Genomic DNA, 16,405 nt, shown 5'->3' with positions numbered 1-16,405 from the left:
GGTCAATGGATTTAAGCTACGGCGAGATGGCAGAGGCCTATCGCGGGGAGGTTAAAGCTTTCCTTTCAGAAAACTGGCGTCCTTCCACCGATCTGCGCGGTGCAGATTTAAAGAAATATATTCGTGAATTCCGGGTAAAGGCAACAGAGCAGGGCTATCTCTATCGGGCCATACCCAAAATATATGGAGGCTCGGAGCAACCTGTCGATGTGATAAAGGCGCAGGTCATACGCGAAGAGTTTGCCCGCAAGCGCGCGCCGATGGAAGTCGGCGGTAACGGCATGAATATGACCGTTCCGACATTGCTTGAAAAGGGCACTCAGGAACAGAAAGACCTGTTCATTCGCAAAACGGTCGAGGGCGAATATATCTGGGGACAGGGATATTCCGAACCCGGCTCTGGCTCCGACCTCGCCAGTGTGCGGACCAAGGGCGAGCTTTCGGCTGATGGAAGCAAATGGATCATCAACGGTCAGAAAATATGGACCTCGCAAGGCATGCAGGCGACGCATATGTTCATGCTCGTCCGCACGGAACCTGATGCGCCCAAGCATGACGGCATTACCTATTTATTGATCGACCTTGACCAGCCCGGCATCACGCGGCGACCGATCCGCCAGATGACCGGTGAAGAGGGCGATCACACTTTTTGCGAATTTTTCTTTGATAATGCCGAAACGCCGGTCAGTCTTCAGGTGGGTGAGCGCGGGCAAGGCTGGTATGTCAGCCGCACTACGCTAAAGCATGAACGCGCCAGTATTGGTAGCGCCGATGGGCTGGGCAAACAGTTTCAAAAGCTGGTTGAACTGGCGAAAGAAACCGGGCGCATTTCCGACCCGGTCATCAGGGACAAGCTGGCGCAGATCGAGGGATTTGTGCTTTCGCACCGCTATACCAGTTTCCGGTTGTTTTCCTGTGCCGCCGCCGGAGAAGACCCTGGCCGGGTGCAGCTTATGATGAAATTGCTACTCACCGAGACAGGGCATGAAATTGCGCTTCTGGCCCAGGAACTCATGGGTGAATATGCCTTTATCGAACCGGCCGGAGCTGGCGGACGCGGGCCACGCGGTCCGAGGGGTCCGGAAAAATGGATGGACCAGATCATGGGCAGTCTGGGCAATTCGATCGCTGGCGGGACAACGAATATCCAGCGTAATATTATCGGCGAACGCGGGCTCGGTCTGCCCCGTGATGTAATTGGAGGGGGCAGCAAATGAGGTTCCATCTTTCCGGGGAGCAAGTGGCCATACAAGAGGCCATTCGCGGCACGATGGCCGAGAATTGGTCGTTGGGCCACCTGCACAAATTTGCCGATAATGAATCCGATCTGGACCAGCCGAGCTGGGATGCGCTCATGGCTTTGGGGTTGGCGGGGATATTATTGCCCGATAGCGGCATGGGGCTGCTGGATGCCGCATTGACAAGCGAGGTTGCAGGCGAAACGGCTGCGGCCGGGCCGCTTATCGGCCAGATGCTTGCAGTTGCGGCGGTATCGCGTTCGTCCAATGATGCAGCCAAGACACATCTTGATGCGCTGGCCGAAGGCAAAAGCATTGCGGCCTTGGCATTCGGTGACAGCATATATGTGCCTTGCGCCCGGGCTGCAGATTTTTTCCTCACGGGCAATCGTGACGGCGCTATCTCGCTGGTGGTGGCCGGGGACGGCGCTACCATTCAATCCGTTCGCTCGACCGATAGAAGCCGTCCGGTTTCAAAGGTCAGCTTTGGCGGTGCAAAATCGCACGAACTGTTTGCTAAGGGCGATCCGATGGTCGCAAGGCTGTTCGATGCCGCGCTAGTCCTCATCGCTGCAGACGCACTGGGCGGCGCGCAAAAATGCACGGATATGAGCGTTGAATATGCCAAGGAACGTGAACAATTTGGCCAACCTATTGGTCAGTTTCAGGGACTAAAGCATCAGCTTGCACAAATGGCGCTGGATGTCGAACCAGCTCGGGCACAGCTATGGTATGCAGCCTATGCCCATGATGCCGAACTGGAAGAAGCACCCCGTACGGCTGCCATGGCGAAGGCGCATCTTTGCGATGTTTATGTCCGCTCGGCCCGCGCTGCCGTCGCGGCACATGGTGGCATTGGTTATACTTGGGAATATGGATTGAACTACTGGTTCCGCAGGGCCGCGCTTGACCGCGCCTGGCTGGGGAGCCCAAGCGAGCACCGCGCGCGGGCGGCCGATCTGGCGGGTTGGTGATCGATGCTTGATGCCTGCAAGGGGTAGTCAGCTGCCGCCGCGCTAATGTTTGTATCCGGCCGCAGGGGGTGAAATTGGTTATGGCCTCAATGAACGGTCAGGATAAGATTTAGGAGAATGGATATGTCAGAGAAACTTACATTTACGCCCGAGGATGATTGCTATCACCAGCTTTCGGACGATCCTTATGAAACGGAAACCAACTGGTGGTCGTTCAATATTCCCGAACGGAAAATCGGTTGCTGGATCCACGCGCCTTATTATCAAAACCGCAAAAGCATAACCTGGCGTATTTTTGCGTGGGATGACGAGGGTTATGATCCTGCTCGCATGGCCTATTACCGCAAGGTTGAGGAAGCGGCGATGCCAGATAATCCCGATCTGCGTGATATAACTTTTCCCGGTGACAAGGATGGCCCGGGCTATAGCCTTAAAATGCTTGAGCCGGGGATGAAATATCATCTGCAATATGAAGATCCCGCTCGCGGTTTTGCGCTTGATTTCACACATAGCGGTCTTCACGAGCCGCATCGCTTTCCTCCGGGCAGGCCGCCTTTCATGCAAACCCCCCATTTTGATCAACTAGGCCATGTAGAGGGGTGGATGACCTTGCGCGGTGAGCGTATTCGTATTGACGGGATTGGTGTGCGTGACCGGACTTGGGGTCCACGTGGTGGCCCTTATGCTGCGTCACCCAAAAAATATGCCAGCGACATGGACCGTGTGAAGCATCCTGGCGGCGCGCGTTGGCGTGAGATTGAACGGGAAAAAGGGCGCGGGCGTATCCAGTATATTTTTGGCCATCGCCGTGATGGTACAGGATTCCTTGGCTTTGCCCGCTTGCAAGAAGCCGATGCCGAAGGCTGGGCGCCAATGAATGCGGGCTGGATCAGGCGGGATGATACATTCGGAACGCTGGATGCCGGAAAATCGCGTATGCGCAGTTTCCGCAGCCCGAAAACCGGCTGGTCCACGCATATGCAGGTCGAACTGGTTGATGAACTGGGCCGCGAAATGGTGAGTGAAGGCTTTGTCGTGAGCACGATGAGCGAGGCAGGATACGGCGTCAATCAACTCATGCGCTGGGATATAGACGGCGGCATCGGCTGGGGCGAGGATCAGGATGTCTGGAACCCGCGGCACTTTGTCCGCGTGCTGGATGCGTTAAAAGCAACTGCGTGAGCGCCATGTTGGCGAACCTGTCACTTCCGTTGATGTGTGCACCAATGAGCTTTGCCTCATCGGTGCCACTCGCGGCTGCTTGTTGCGGTGCAGGGGTGATCGGGGGCTGGCAAGGGGGGACTTTTACCCCGGATGAAATCTTCGAGGATTATCTAAAGGCCCTGGATGGCATTAAAGGTGCGCCGCCGATCGTCAATCTTCCGGCTCGGTGGGGTAGCGATCCAGATGCTGCCGAACGGATATCAATGCTCGAACGCTATCGTGTGCCGCTTGTCCTTTCCAGTCTTGGCGACCCTTCGTCACTGGTTGAGCGTGTCCACGGTTGGGGAGGGCGCGTTGTCCATGACGTGACGACGATGAAACATGCCCAAAAGGCGATTGACGCTGGTGCAGATGGGTTGATGCTGACATGTTCGGGCGCTGGCGGGCATACCGGTTTCCTGACTCCCATGGCCTTTGTGCCCGCAGTGCGGCGGATTTTTGACGGACTGCTGATAGTTGCGGGCGGAATTGCAGACGTGCATGGAATCGCCGCGGCATTGGCTTTGGGCGGCGACATTGCCTGTATGGGAACACGCTTTATCGCCACCCCGGAGAGCGGAGTTATCGAAGGGCACAGGGCTATGATACCGGATGTCGGGGCTGATGACATCGTTGTATCGGCAGCGATGAACGGCGTGCCGGCCCATTGGATGCGCCAGTCGATAGAAAATGCCGGTCTCGATTATAAAACATTAGCGAACACGCGCACGCCCATGCCGGAAGGCGTAATCCCGTGGCGCGATATTTGGAGTGCAGGGCAGAGCGTTGGCTTGATCGATGCGGTCGAACCTGTGGCGGATCTGGTCAGCAGGCTGACTGCGGAGTTGGAAGCTCTGCCGGCTCTTCCTGATTGGCGCAGCCGGCTTGAAGAGATTACCAGTGGCTGGACTTAGGCCATATTCGGTGGCTAATTAGAAGATAACTGTAATAATATAAGGGGTTTAGGAATGGCTTTTAAGACACGGATTACGGAGATGCTTGGCATTGAGCATCCAATTGTCCAAGGCGGGATGCAAGCGGTAGGAACAGCGCAAATGGCCAGTGCGGTATCAAATGCCGGTGGTCTTGGCATCATTACGGCCCTGACCCAGCCCTCTCCGGAAGCGCTCCGCGAAGAGATTGAAAAATGCCGGTACATGACCGACAAGCCTTTCGGTGTGAACCTGACCGTTTTTCCGACAATCAATTCCCCCGATTATAACGCCTATGCCGATGCTATCGTAGAAAGCGGTGTCAAGATCATGGAAACGGCGGGCACCCCCGCAGTTCGCGAGATATGGGCGCGAGTAAAACCCCATGGCGTGACCATCTTGCACAAATGCACAGCGGTTCGTCACGCGCTATCGGCAGAAAAAGCCGGGTGTGACATTATTTCAATCGACGGTTTCGAATGTGCCGGTCATCCCGGTGAGGATGATATTCCGGGATTGATCCTTATCCCGGCTGCTGCTGACAAGGTGAAGATTCCGATGCTGGCATCTGGCGGTTTTGGTGACGGCCGTGGACTGGTTGCGGCGCTGGCACTGGGCGCTGAAGGCATTAATATGGGCACACGCTTCTGTGCCACCAAAGAAGCACCGATCCACGATAACGTCAAACAGGCCTATGTCGATAATGACGAGCGCGGCAGTTTCCTCATTTTCCGTAACTTCAAAAACACGGCACGTGTCGGCAAGAGTGAAGTCAGCGAAGAAGTTGTTCGTCGGCTCGCCAAACCGGATGCCCAGTTTAGTGATGTGCAGGAACTGGTAGCGGGGACTGCAGGTCGTGAATTGCTGGAAACAGGAGACCTCAGCAAAGGTGTTTTCTGGGCGGGGATGATACAGGGGTTGATCCATGATATTCCGACCTGTCAGGAACTGATCGACCGGATCATTGGCGAGGCCGAGGAAATCCTTGACCAGCGACTGGCAAATTTTCGTAGATAAAGGTCGTTAGCGCGTCAGGCCAGGGCCGGAGCAGAGATGTTCCGGCCCGCGTCACGCTGCGTGTCTAGGTCACCCATTGAAGCTCAGCCGCAATCCCGGTTCGTCCCAACCTGTTTTCACAAGGCGGCCTGATTGCGATAATGTGATATAAGCGTCGCGCGTATCTTTGCCACCAAAAGCAATATTGGTGACATAAACCTCTTCTTCGATACTGAATTTTGACACTATACCATCAGGTGTGATCGTTGTGATTCCGCCATCATATAAGGTTCCGATACAGATATTGCCTGCAGCGGTCACGGCAAGGCTATCAAATCCCACCGGTCCCGGAGCAGTCGCCACCCAGTTCGGGCGCTGCTCCTCTACCTTGCGGTCATAACGATATAAGCGCGCCTGATGCGTGTCAGCTACATAGACGAAAGCGCCATCGGGGGAGAGGCCGACACCATTATACGAAACCGCGTGCCGGTTAATCGCGCTGATTGCCGATCCATCCGGCAGCGCGCTGAACAGGCCGCTTGCGGTGCGAATTCCATCATGCGTCTTGCCAAGGTCGGTAAACCACATCCGCCCCTCGGCATCAAAAACAATGTCGTTCGGTGCCTCAAGCGCTATATCATCGCAGCTATCGTAAAGGCGCTCAAATTTTCCGGTGGCCAGATCAACACGCTCGATTCGCCCTTCATGGCCATCTCCGCGAGCATTCTGGAATTTCTTCAGGTCGAGCCCGCCACTATTGCACACATATAGCGCGCCATCAGGGCCTATAGCTGCGCCATTTGGCCCACCTCCGATATCGCAGACTATCTCTGTGCGTCCATTCCAGCAACGAGTAATCCGGCCACCAGCCAGTTCGACAACGATAACCGATCCATCGGCGAATACCACCGGACCTTCGGGGAAAGCGAGGCCTTCTGCGATGATATCCATGATGCTATCCTCTCTCACCATATATAACCTAGTTATGTAACTATTGACATCTATGAGGTCGCGGCGCAACCCTATGTGAAGGGAGAGAGAGAATTGACTGTACCACAGCATTACATCGTGGCGTCATCACCAGTCTTCACCTTATGCATCAAACAGGTGTGTCTGGCCGATCCGCGGAAGGAACGGAAAATGGACTCTCAATGAAGGATTGTCATTTGGTATATGAATAGCTGGATGATGTTCGGATTGCGGATTTTCCTTCGGTGCCCTAATGAGCCGATATGGCAAGCAAGAACAAGAATATGGCGAAATCAGATAAAGGGGCGGTGACTTTGCAGCAGGAAAGTGAAAATGGGCGTATCCGGGTTCCAAAAACATCTGAACTTGTTGCCGACCAGATTCGTGAACAAATCATCCGCGGTGAACTGAACGAGGATGACACACTGCCGCCCGAAGGCACTTTGATGGTTACATTGGGTATATCGCGCCCAACCCTGCGTGAAGCATTCCGCATACTTGAGGCAGAAAACCTGATAAGTGTTGTCCGTGGCTCGCGAAGCGGTGCGCGCGTGCATAAGCCCTCGACCGAGTTGGTGTCACGCTATGCCGGCTATGTGCTGGAATCGCAAAAAACAACAATCGCGGATTTATATGCTGCGCGCCTGGCCATTGAGCCAACCGTCGTTCGGTGGCTGGCAATCGAGAAAGGCCAGACCCCAGGTATGGCCAAGGTGAAAAGCACACTCGAAGAATTGAATGAAATGCTCATAAACGAGCAATATGACGAGTTTATCAATAATATTGCCTATTTTCACCAGGTGCTGGTGGAAGCGACAGGCAATAAGACGTTGAGTTTCATGAACCGTTTGCTGCTTAATCTCGCTCGCACACATCAAAATGACTATCAGCGCCGACAGCCAAGGTCGACCGAAGAGCGCATGAAAAGCATTCGGGTAGGCTTCAAGTCCTATGCCAAACTGGTTAATCTCATTGAGAGCGGGAATGTTGAAGAAGCCGTCGAACACTGGCGGCTCCATTTGAGAAATGCGAACGAGACCTGGGCAGGAAGAGGTGAAGCCGACCGGATCGTAGATTCTTTACCGAGATGAGTAGCAGTTTAATTGAGGCAATAACCGCCGCATCGTTGCGGAAACCAGAAGCGTATCTTGCCGTAGCTTCCGATATCAGACCTTGCACAACCACTCTGGCAGAGATCGTGGCAGCCGGGCAGAGAATGGGAACTAGGATGATAGCGGCAGGTATCGCGCCAGGTGATATCATTGGCTGTATGTTGCCCAATTGGCGGGAGTGGTTGGTGGTCGCCGGTGCCGCAAGCCATGCAGGCGCAGTAATGCTACCTATTGTGACTATCTATGGCGCAAAGGAATTGGGTTTCATTCTACGCCAGTCCGGAGCTAAATGGCTCTTCACTCCGGGCAGCTTCCGCAATGTTGACTATGCCCGTGTCGTCGCCGATTGTGGTCCGCTTCCAAAGTTAGAACGCCATATTATTCTAGGCCCCGAATTTGAAGCGCTTGAAGCGGATGGACCGATTTCAAAACCCGTTGCAGTGAATTCCGAAGATCTTGCGTTATTGGTGTTTACGTCTGGCACGACCGCCGATCCAAAAGGGGTCATGCATTCGGCGCGTGGTTTGCTCGCCGAGCTGGAAACAATGCGCCTTATGCGTGAGGAGTCAGAAGATGACGCAATTCTTTCGCCTTGGCCGCCGGGCCATGTCGCTGGCGCGCTCTCAATGTATCGCCATCTCTGCCAGGGCTCGCCTGTGGTCTTAATGGACCAGTGGGATGCCGCGCTGGCTGCCGAACTGGTTGAGCGCTATCGTGTGACGAGTTCATCAGGCACTCCTTTTCATCTTTCGGGTATTATGGCGGCGGCCGATGCGAATGGCCATGATCTTTCATCTTTACGTCAATATATTGTGGGCGCTGCGCCTGTGCCGCCCTCATTGATAGAAACCTGTCAACAACAGGGGCTGGCAGTCTATCATTGCTATGGATCGAGTGAGCATCCGTCTGTAACCTCTGGGACTGTCGATGATCCGCTCGACAAACAGCTTCATACGGAAGGCCGGGCAATTATCGGGTCAGAGATTCGGTTCGTTGACGATGATGGTAACGACGTTCCAGCGGGCGAGGATGGCGAGATATGCTCACGCGGACCTGAACTTTTTATGGGATATCTCGATCCGTCCCTTAACGAAGCTGCGTTTCTTCCCGGCGGGTGGTATCGCAGCGGCGACATTGGCCGGCTGGATGAGGATGGCTGTTTACTGATTACCGACCGCAAGAAGGACATCATCATACGCGGCGGCGAGAATATATCCTCGAAAGAGGTTGAGGCTGTTTTGCTCCGTATGGATGCCGTCGCAGATGCTGCCGTTATTGCAGCGCCCGATGAAAGGATGGGAGAGGTTGTGCGGGCATGTATTGTGCTTTTACCCGGCGCCTCACTCACGCTTGAAGACATTCGCGATCACTTTTTGGCAGCAGGTATCGCCAAACAGAAAACCCCGGAATTGCTCAGCATCGTGGACGAGCTTCCGCGTAATGCATCAGGGAAAGTCTTGAAGCATGAGTTGAGGAACCGCCTGTGATCAAAGAGCGCATCCTGCCCATGGAAGGTATCCATAATTTCCGCGACTACGGAGGCTATGCAGCGCGGGAAGGTTCCCGGTTCAAGACAGGGCTTCTGTATCGTTCAGGTCAGCATCTGGACGCTACCCCGGATGATCTGGCAGCCGTGTCCGTCTTGAAACTGGAAACAGTGATAGATTTACGCGGTGATAGCGAACGGATGCACTTCCCGTGCGCCCGGGCAGAAAATTTTAATGCCCAGATATTATTCGCTCCGGGAGAAACGGCCGAGCAAAGCACTAACGCACCGCATCTCGAAGCTGCCGAGGCAGTCCGGACAGCCGAACAAGCGCGCGAGGCAATGGCGCAGTTATATAAAAATATGCCGTTCAGACCTAATCTGGTTGCTGTGTTACGGCTTTATTTTGATGCGCTTGCAACGCGTGACGGTACCAGTTTGATCCACTGTCTGGCGGGTAAGGATCGCACGGGTTTCGCGGTGGGGCTGTTGCACAAGCTGCTGGGTGTACATGACGATGACATTCGCGCTGATTATTTGCTAACCAATGTAGCAGGCAATATCGACAAGCGGATAGCCGCCGGTGCGCTTGTGATCCGGGGTAAATATGGGGAGCAGATCGAGGACGAGGCAATCCGCACGCTGATGTCGGTCGAGGCAGAATATCTCGACAACGCCTTTACAGCGATTAAGGAGAGCCATGGTTCTGCCGCCCCCTACGCGGAGGATTTACTGCACGTCACAAAGCCAAAGCTGGCGAAGATAGAAGAACATTTGCTTGCATGATTATGCAGGAATTTGTTCTTCTATCCTTCAGATAACTGCCTAGTTGCGCATCACCCAGCCGCCATCGACATTTAGCACCTGACCCGTCATCCACCGGCCAGCTTCGGAAACCAGTAGTAGTAACGCGCCGCAAAGCGCATCGGGTGTGTCGCGCCCTTGAATTGGTGTCTTTGCTTCAACAAATTGCACCATCGGGCTGTCATCCGGCGTCAAAGCAAGCCCGGCATCGCTCTTGGTCATCCCTGGGCCGATTGCGTTGACACGGATATTTTGCGCGCCAAGTTCGGTTGCCAGGGTTGTGGTCGCACCGAGCAGAGCGATTTTTGTAACGCCGTAAAATGACTGTGCGGGAAATGCTCCTGCCGATACCTGATTGACGATGGCTCCTCCGCCGCGCTCGGCCATATAGGGCGCAACTACCTGCGCGCAGTTTATTGCGCCCCACAGGTTGACCCCTATGCTCTTGTCAAAGCGGTCCTTGTCAGTCTGGATCAGCGGCTTGTCGACAATCTCGACCATCAAGGCGGCATTATTGACCAATATGTCTATCCCGCCAAACGCTTCTTTGGTTTTAACGGCCATATTTTCGACTGAACCAGTGTCGGTAATATCAACCTGTAAAGCCAGGGCTTTGCCGCCATCTGCATTGATTTCTTCAGCGACAGCTTGTGCGCCTTCTCCGTTGAGGTCGGCCACCACTACTTGCGCTCCTGCATTAGCGAGAGCCACGGCATAGGCGCGGCCAATGCTGTTCCCCCGCCCGCCAGCGCCAGTAACTATTGCGACCTTGCCGTCGAGACGAAAATTATCATTAGTAAAATCAGCCATGAAGCCTGTCCTTATTTGGGAAATATCGGGGCACCGACACCAATAGTAACGGTTTTATAGTGCAGAAATTCGTCGATCCCGGCTTTGCCGCCTTCTTTACCGAAGCCGGAAATGCCGATTCCGCCAAAGGGTGTATGGGGATTAATTTGTAGTCCGCCATTGTTATAGACGCCGCCGGCATTCAGGCGCTCTGACAGGCGATGGACACGTTGGAGGTCGTTCGATTGGATATAAGCGGCAAGGCCATATTCGCTGTTATTGGCGATTGCGACAGCCTCATCCTCATCGTGGAATTTCATTACCACAACTGCCGGACCGAAAATTTCCACCTGAGAGATTTCATGGTCAGGGTCGGCATCAACGATCAGTGTCGGTTCAATGAAGTTACCCTTGGCCAGCTCGCCGCTGCAGCGGTCGCCGCCAAGCAGGAAGGTAGCAGCATTATCGGCTTTGGCGCGCTCGAACATTCCGGTTATCCGCTCAACAGCGGCTTTGTTAATCACTGGGCCAACCATGACCGTCGGGTCCATCGGATCGCCGACTTTGAACTGTTCGATGATCGCCTTTAACCGCGCAACAAAATCATCATAGATGTCGGCGTGAACAAGCTGGCGGGTGGGAAGAGCGCAGCCCTGACCGGAAAGACATCCGACGGTCCAGAACACGGCACGTTCTGCTGCAGCCTGAATATCGCAGTCGGGGAAGACCAGACTGGCCGATTTCCCGCCAAGCTCCATCACAGATGGTTTGATTTCCTCGGCGCACGCGGCAAGGATTTTACGTGCTGTGATCGGTCCGCCGGTAAAGCTGATCTTGCGGACCTTTTTATGGCGGACAATCGCGTCTCCGCATTCGGCCGTGCCGGGAAGCACTGATAATACACCGTCAGGCAGCCCTGCCTGTTTACATAGCTGTGCGAACAACTCAGGTGCAAAAGGCGTAATTTCGGCGGGTTTGCAAATAACGCAGTTACCAGCGGCAAGTGCGGCACAAACCTTCATAGCCAAAGAGATTATTGGTCCGTTCCATGTGATGATAATGCCTATAATTCCGATGGGCTCAGGTACGGAATAGGAAAATTCACCGCGGGTATCAAAGGTGCTTAACAGCTCGCCAGTCAGTTTGTCGCACCAGCCCGCATAATAACGCGTCCATGCTATGGCGGTTTCAACACCGCGCTCTCCGACCATCAGCGTAGTGCCACCATCAAGGGCAGCCATTTGTGCGAGCTCGGACTTGTTGTCTTCAAGAAGGTCGGCGAGACGGTTTAAAATATCCCGTTTTGCTTCGGGAGTGGTACGGCGCCATTCTTCCCTGACGGCTTCCGCCTTGTCGACGGCTTCCTCAACTTCTTTTGGCCCTGCCAGCGGGATCTCCGCCTGCACAACTTGTGTGACGGGGTGCAGGTGAGGGTGTGTACCACCGCTACCGCTTGTGCGTTGCTCACCACCTATATGCAGGTGGACTTTGGGTACTGCGCTAGCCATTTCATATCCTTTTCCAATATTTCGAACTGTTGTTAGGGGGAGTAATCAATCCACCATCTGCAACAGACGGTTGTTAGCTCTCACGCCCCGCGCTCGAGCAGAGAGAGTTTTCGAACTTTCGCTATGTCCATTCCAGATGCAAATTTTCAAGGGCCATGACGCTTCCACCCCGGCAGCTTTCATCGCCTTTTTCGATTTGCCGGAAATGGCCGATGCTGCTGAACCAGGCGCGGTAAAAGACGATCAGTTCCATCCGGGCGAGGTGGAGACCAAGGCAGGTATGGATGCCGGAACCAAACGCGGCATGGCGGTAAAATTGACGCTCAACCGATACGTTTTTGGGATCCTCGTTCAACTTTTCATCCCAGCCGATCAGAGGCAGAGGCGCCAATATGCAGTCCCCAGCTCTTAACTGTGCTCCTTCCAGCTCGGTATCCTGGACGATGTAGCGCGGCGTCGCGACAAAGGCATAGCGCCGCAGTAGCTCTTCGACCATGTCGGGGATGATAGAGGGGTCATCAATCGCGCGCTGGCGCAACGCTTCATCATGCGCCAAATGACGCATGCCAAAGCTCATGGCATTGGTTACCGTGTCGAGCCCAGCAAGGAACATGAGAAATCCGATCGACATCAATTCGTCGAACTCCAGTTTCCGTCCGTCAATTTCGGAAACGATGATCTTTGATATCATGTCATCCTTTGGTTCCGCCATGCGTGACTGGATCAACTGCGCAAGATGACCCATGATTTCCTGTGCCAGGGCGGCCCGTTCTTCCGGTGCAGCACGGACGCTGAAAAAAGTCGTCACAAGACTGCGAAACTCGTCGAAGCTTTCCATCGGGAATCCGAACAGCTCCATGAACACCGCGACGGGAAGGCGTGATGCGACGGTAGAGACAAATTCGCATTCACCCTGCGCCGCAGTTTCGGTGAGCAATTCATCGGTCCATTCGACAACTCTTGCTTCCAATGGTGCAATCGCTTTGGATTCAAAAAACGGGCGCAGCAATTGCCGGTACGGCCGATGTTCCGGCGGATCGAGTGATTCCGGTATCATTTTCGGCTGATCGGGGTTGGGCGGTATCGAAAGGAAACGGCTCGAAAAAATCTCCGGATGGCGCAGAACCTTCGTCACCGATGCAGCGGTGTTACACATCCAGTGCCCGCCATGTTCATTGGTCCAGAAGACCGGCGGTGCAGACTCTTTTAATTCCCAATAGCGTGCATGACAGTCCGCCAGCAAACCTTCGTCTGCAATATAATCAAATTCAAAAACTGGTGTTCTTATCTGCGAATCAGGCATATTCATCTCCTATTGTATTTAGGTAAACACACGTTTACATATCGAGTCAAGATGGAGAAAAGAATGGCAACCGGAGCGGCAGAACCGAAAAACAAGACGCGTGACGCGGACCGCACACGGGAGGCAATTCTCAAGGCTGCACAACATATCTTTACCAAGAAAGGTTTTGTCGAAACCGGCGTGCGCGACATTACCGATCGCGCGGGCGTTAATCAGGCGCTGGTCAGCCGGTATTTTGGCGGTAAGCTTAAATTGTTTGAAGCGGTGCTTGAGAAGGTGCTCGACGTCCGTATCGTTACCGAGTTGGATAAAGAGAATTTCGGGAAGCTGGTGCTCGCGAATTTTATCCTCTCGACGCCCGGCCGGGTCAATCCGCTGCCAATCCTGCTTGGCGCTGTTGCTGACAGCAAGGCGAGAAGAATTGCACTCCGCTTGCTTCATGATCGTATCTTCGTGCCGTTTAGCGTCTGGTTTGGCAGCGAAGAAGCGGAAACGCGCGCCGCCCGTTTTATGATTATTTCTACGGGCTTTCTTACCTATCGTGACCAGCTGCCCCTTCCACCCTTTGCAGACGAAGTGCACCCAAGCCTGCGCCAGTGGCTGGAGGCCGAGTTCCAAGCCATTGTCGAGGATTAATGTTCCGGCTCCCGGAAAACTTCCTTTTAGCGCCGTGATGATCGACTCTCCTATATCATTATTTGATATAAGCCTTGCTTCAGTTATATAACTAAGTCAATTATGTCTTATAAATAATCTTAGGAGAACATAGGGGTGCTCACAGGAAAGACTGCGTTGGTGACCGGCGGATCGCGTGGCATCGGCGCTGCTATTGTACGGCGACTCGCAGCAGCAAAAGCGCAGGTCGCGATAAACTATACCCACAGCGAAGCGGCGGCACAGGATCTGGCTGAAGAGATTATCTCACACGGTGGACGAGCCTTCACAGTGCAAGCAGATGTATCATCTCTAACCGATACAGATCGGATGTTTGCGGCATGTGACAAAGTCTTTGGAGGTGCTCCAAATCTGGATATCCTGATCAATAATGCCGGGGTCGGCCATGCTGGCCGCGATGGTTCACTGCAAGCTATTGATGAAGACCTCTATGACCAGTTGATTGCCGTAAATATGAAAGGTCCGCATTTTGTGACCCAAGCGGCGCTTTCGCGTATGCGTGATGGTGGGCGGATTGTGAATATCGGCTCTATGTCTGGCAAAGTGGGGCAACCTTTTGCTGCGGCTTATGCGATGACCAAGCGCGCTATCCAAAGCCTGACTTATTCTACTGCGCTTTCTGTCGCAAAGCGTAACATCACATGTAATTGCGTCGCGCCGGGTGCAGTGGCTACCGACTTCATCGCATCGCTGCGGGAAAAACCGGGTTGGGACGAAGCAACAGCTAAAAACACGCCAATGGGCCGGATCGGCGAGCCAGAAGATATTGCGGGAGCGGTAATGATGTTGCTTGGCGACGATGCGCGTTGGGTGACAGGGCAGGTGATCGAAGCCAGCGGAGGGCTATCTCTCTAATGGCACTGATGACTGAAAAATTGCGGGCGATAATGGCAATTGACCCTGATCGCACTGAAATCGAGTTCAACGGAGAAGATTATAGCTGGCGGCAGATTGCGGATGTTGTCCAGGCAATTGAAGCTGCACTTGTATCAATGGATTTGCCGGTTGATGCCCGCGTGGGAATCATGCTCCGTAACCGTCCCGGACATATCGCTGCGATTGTTGCGGTGCTTTCATCAGACAGATGCCTTGTCACGCTCAACCCGATTCTGCCCGATGAAAAACTGTTCGCTGATGTGGCAGAGCTTGATCTGCCCGTAATCATTGCCGACGCCAGCGATTTGGCGCGCCCTGGCATGAGCGAAGCGATGGCCGACGCCGGATCGGCCGTAATTGAAATCGGCGCGTGTCTTGAAGGCGTTCGCGTAGTGAATCCCGAAATTCGCACCGACATACGCACATCACCCGGTGTCGCGATCGAAATGCTAACCAGCGGCACTACTGGCAATCCCAAGCGCGTGCCGCTTAGCAGGGCCGCTTTCGATGCCAGTTTTCGCGGTTTCACTAAATATGAACGCGGCCGTAGTTTCGACGATCCTCCAAAGCTTAGCTCTGGCTGCACAATGGTCATCAATCCGCTGACCCATATTGGCGGGATCTACGGCTGTATTGCCGCACTTGCAGCGGGCCGGAAAATCGCATTGCTTGAAAAATTCACTGTCGACGCATGGGTTGCCACGGTGAAGCGCAACAAGCCGGCGGTTGCTCCGGCAGTTCCGTCAGCGGTCCGCATGCTGCTTGATGCCAATGTTGATCCCAAAGACCTTGCCAGCCTGCACGCCTTGATTTCCGGTACAGCGCCGTTGCCCGCCGATCTGGTTGACGCTTTTCTTGACAAATATGGCATACCCATATGCAGCAATTATGGTGCAACGGAATTTGCTGGAGCGGTAGCGGGCTGGTCCATTGACGATTTCAGGTCGCTATGGAAGCAAAAGCGCGGTGCTGTTGGCCGGGTGCATAGCGATATTGAGGCGCGGGTTGTTGATGCCGATACAGGTGCGAATTTACCTCCCGGTGAAGAAGGCCTACTTGAGTTAAAGGGCGAGCAGCTCAACAATGATATGCAATGGCTTCGCACTACGGATCGGGCGGTGCTTGATGCCGACCGTTTCCTGTATATCAAGGGCAGGGCTGACAATGCCATTATCCGCGGCGGCTTCAAGGTGCATCCCGATGATATTGTGCGGGTCCTTAATGAGCATCCTGCTGTGCTTGAGTCCGCCCTGGTTGGCGTTCCCGACAAACGGCTTGGCGCAGTGCCGGCAGCTGCTGTCATCCTGAAAGAATCTGCTGACGCACCAGCCGTTGACGAGCTTAAGGCTTGGCTCAAATCACGGTTAATAGCCTATCAGGTGCCAGTCCACTTCCGCTATGTCGCTGATTTTCCGCGTACCCCTTCCATGAAGCCATCGGCGCCGGGGCTGCGGTCATTATTTGCAGTAGACCCATGATGGAAAATTTCATCGGCAGGGTAGTCGATGGCGACAACCACATAATAATTCAACAACCTAGA

General features: G+C 54.1%; 15 protein-coding genes. 11 read left to right on the top strand and 4 right to left on the bottom strand.

Going from position 1 to position 16,405, the window contains the following annotated elements:
* Positions 1-5: 5 nt before the first annotated feature.
* The 5 genes from VIN76_RS12850 to VIN76_RS12830 all read left to right on the top strand — a co-directional run bounded on the left by VIN76_RS12850 (position 6) and on the right by VIN76_RS12830 (position 5,364).
* Positions 6-1,217: an acyl-CoA dehydrogenase family protein gene (locus tag VIN76_RS12850; RefSeq protein ID WP_332042250.1), complete on the top strand. Its 1,212-nt coding sequence runs from the start codon at positions 6-8 to the stop codon at positions 1,215-1,217.
* Positions 1,214-2,212 (top strand): acyl-CoA dehydrogenase family protein, encoded by a 999-nt coding sequence (locus VIN76_RS12845; RefSeq protein ID WP_332042249.1) that lies wholly within the window; start codon positions 1,214-1,216, stop codon positions 2,210-2,212. Before VIN76_RS12850 ends, VIN76_RS12845 begins: the two co-directional genes overlap by 4 nt.
* Positions 2,213-2,335: 123 nt before the next feature.
* Positions 2,336-3,394, top strand: a complete 1,059-nt coding sequence (locus VIN76_RS12840) for a DUF7065 domain-containing protein (protein ID WP_332042248.1) — start codon at positions 2,336-2,338, stop codon at positions 3,392-3,394.
* 5 nt (positions 3,395-3,399) lie between these two features.
* Entirely contained in the window at positions 3,400-4,329 is a 930-nt protein-coding gene (locus VIN76_RS12835; protein WP_332042324.1) for a nitronate monooxygenase, read from the top strand.
* Positions 4,330-4,383: 54 nt separating this feature from the next.
* Positions 4,384-5,364, top strand: a complete 981-nt coding sequence (locus VIN76_RS12830; RefSeq protein ID WP_332042247.1) for a nitronate monooxygenase family protein — start codon at positions 4,384-4,386, stop codon at positions 5,362-5,364.
* 69 nt (positions 5,365-5,433) lie between these two features.
* On the opposite strand, the gene VIN76_RS12825 is transcribed toward VIN76_RS12830, so the two are convergent.
* Entirely contained in the window at positions 5,434-6,294 is an 861-nt protein-coding gene (locus VIN76_RS12825; protein WP_332042246.1) for an SMP-30/gluconolactonase/LRE family protein, read from the bottom strand.
* Positions 6,295-6,575: 281 nt separating this feature from the next.
* Here VIN76_RS12825 and VIN76_RS12820 point away from each other — a divergent pair, with 281 nt between their 5' ends.
* From VIN76_RS12820 to VIN76_RS12810, 3 genes are read left to right on the top strand one after another with little or no spacing between them, the layout of a single operon-like run.
* Positions 6,576-7,403 carry a FadR/GntR family transcriptional regulator gene (locus VIN76_RS12820; RefSeq protein WP_332042245.1) on the top strand — a complete coding sequence of 276 codons (828 nt, stop codon included), beginning with the start codon at positions 6,576-6,578 and terminating at the stop codon, positions 7,401-7,403.
* The gene (locus VIN76_RS12815) at positions 7,400-8,911 is read left to right on the top strand and encodes an AMP-binding protein (protein ID WP_332042244.1); all 1,512 of its coding nucleotides are present in this window, start codon (positions 7,400-7,402) and stop codon (positions 8,909-8,911) included. Before VIN76_RS12820 ends, VIN76_RS12815 begins: the two co-directional genes overlap by 4 nt.
* Positions 8,908-9,696, top strand: a complete 789-nt coding sequence (locus tag VIN76_RS12810; RefSeq protein WP_332042243.1) for a tyrosine-protein phosphatase — start codon at positions 8,908-8,910, stop codon at positions 9,694-9,696. The genes VIN76_RS12815 and VIN76_RS12810 overlap by 4 nt, the downstream gene beginning before the upstream one ends.
* A 39-nt stretch (positions 9,697-9,735) precedes the next feature.
* Here VIN76_RS12810 and VIN76_RS12805 read toward each other — a convergent pair whose 3' ends face one another.
* The 3 genes from VIN76_RS12805 to VIN76_RS12795 form a co-directional block, all read right to left on the bottom strand.
* Positions 9,736-10,524 (bottom strand): SDR family oxidoreductase, encoded by a 789-nt coding sequence (locus VIN76_RS12805; RefSeq protein WP_332042242.1) that lies wholly within the window; start codon positions 10,522-10,524, stop codon positions 9,736-9,738.
* Positions 10,525-10,535: 11 nt separating this feature from the next.
* Positions 10,536-12,011, bottom strand: coding sequence for an aldehyde dehydrogenase family protein (locus tag VIN76_RS12800; protein ID WP_332042241.1), 1,476 nt, complete (start codon positions 12,009-12,011; stop codon positions 10,536-10,538).
* A 121-nt stretch (positions 12,012-12,132) separates the two neighbouring features.
* Positions 12,133-13,314 (bottom strand): cytochrome P450, encoded by a 1,182-nt coding sequence (locus tag VIN76_RS12795; RefSeq protein WP_332042240.1) that lies wholly within the window; start codon positions 13,312-13,314, stop codon positions 12,133-12,135.
* A 63-nt stretch (positions 13,315-13,377) separates the two neighbouring features.
* On the opposite strand from VIN76_RS12795, the gene VIN76_RS12790 reads away from it, so the two are divergent.
* From VIN76_RS12790 to VIN76_RS12780, 3 genes are all read left to right on the top strand, one after another.
* A complete protein-coding gene (locus VIN76_RS12790) occupies positions 13,378-13,950 on the top strand; it encodes a TetR family transcriptional regulator (RefSeq protein ID WP_332042239.1) in 573 nt (190 codons plus the stop codon).
* A gap of 135 nt (positions 13,951-14,085) precedes the next feature.
* On the top strand, positions 14,086-14,844 hold the full coding sequence (locus tag VIN76_RS12785; RefSeq protein ID WP_332042238.1) for an SDR family NAD(P)-dependent oxidoreductase: 759 nt from the start codon (positions 14,086-14,088) through the stop codon (positions 14,842-14,844).
* Complete coding sequence (locus tag VIN76_RS12780; RefSeq protein WP_332042237.1) at positions 14,844-16,343, top strand: long-chain fatty acid--CoA ligase; 1,500 nt, start codon at positions 14,844-14,846, stop codon at positions 16,341-16,343. Before VIN76_RS12785 ends, VIN76_RS12780 begins: the two co-directional genes overlap by 1 nt.
* Positions 16,344-16,405 lie beyond the last annotated feature (62 nt).

Source organism: Parasphingorhabdus sp. (genome assembly GCF_036568145.1).
GTDB lineage: Bacteria > Pseudomonadota > Alphaproteobacteria > Sphingomonadales > Sphingomonadaceae > Parasphingorhabdus.
The sequence above is the reverse complement of the archived record's forward strand: the minus strand, read 5'-3'. Positions and strand labels throughout refer to the sequence as shown.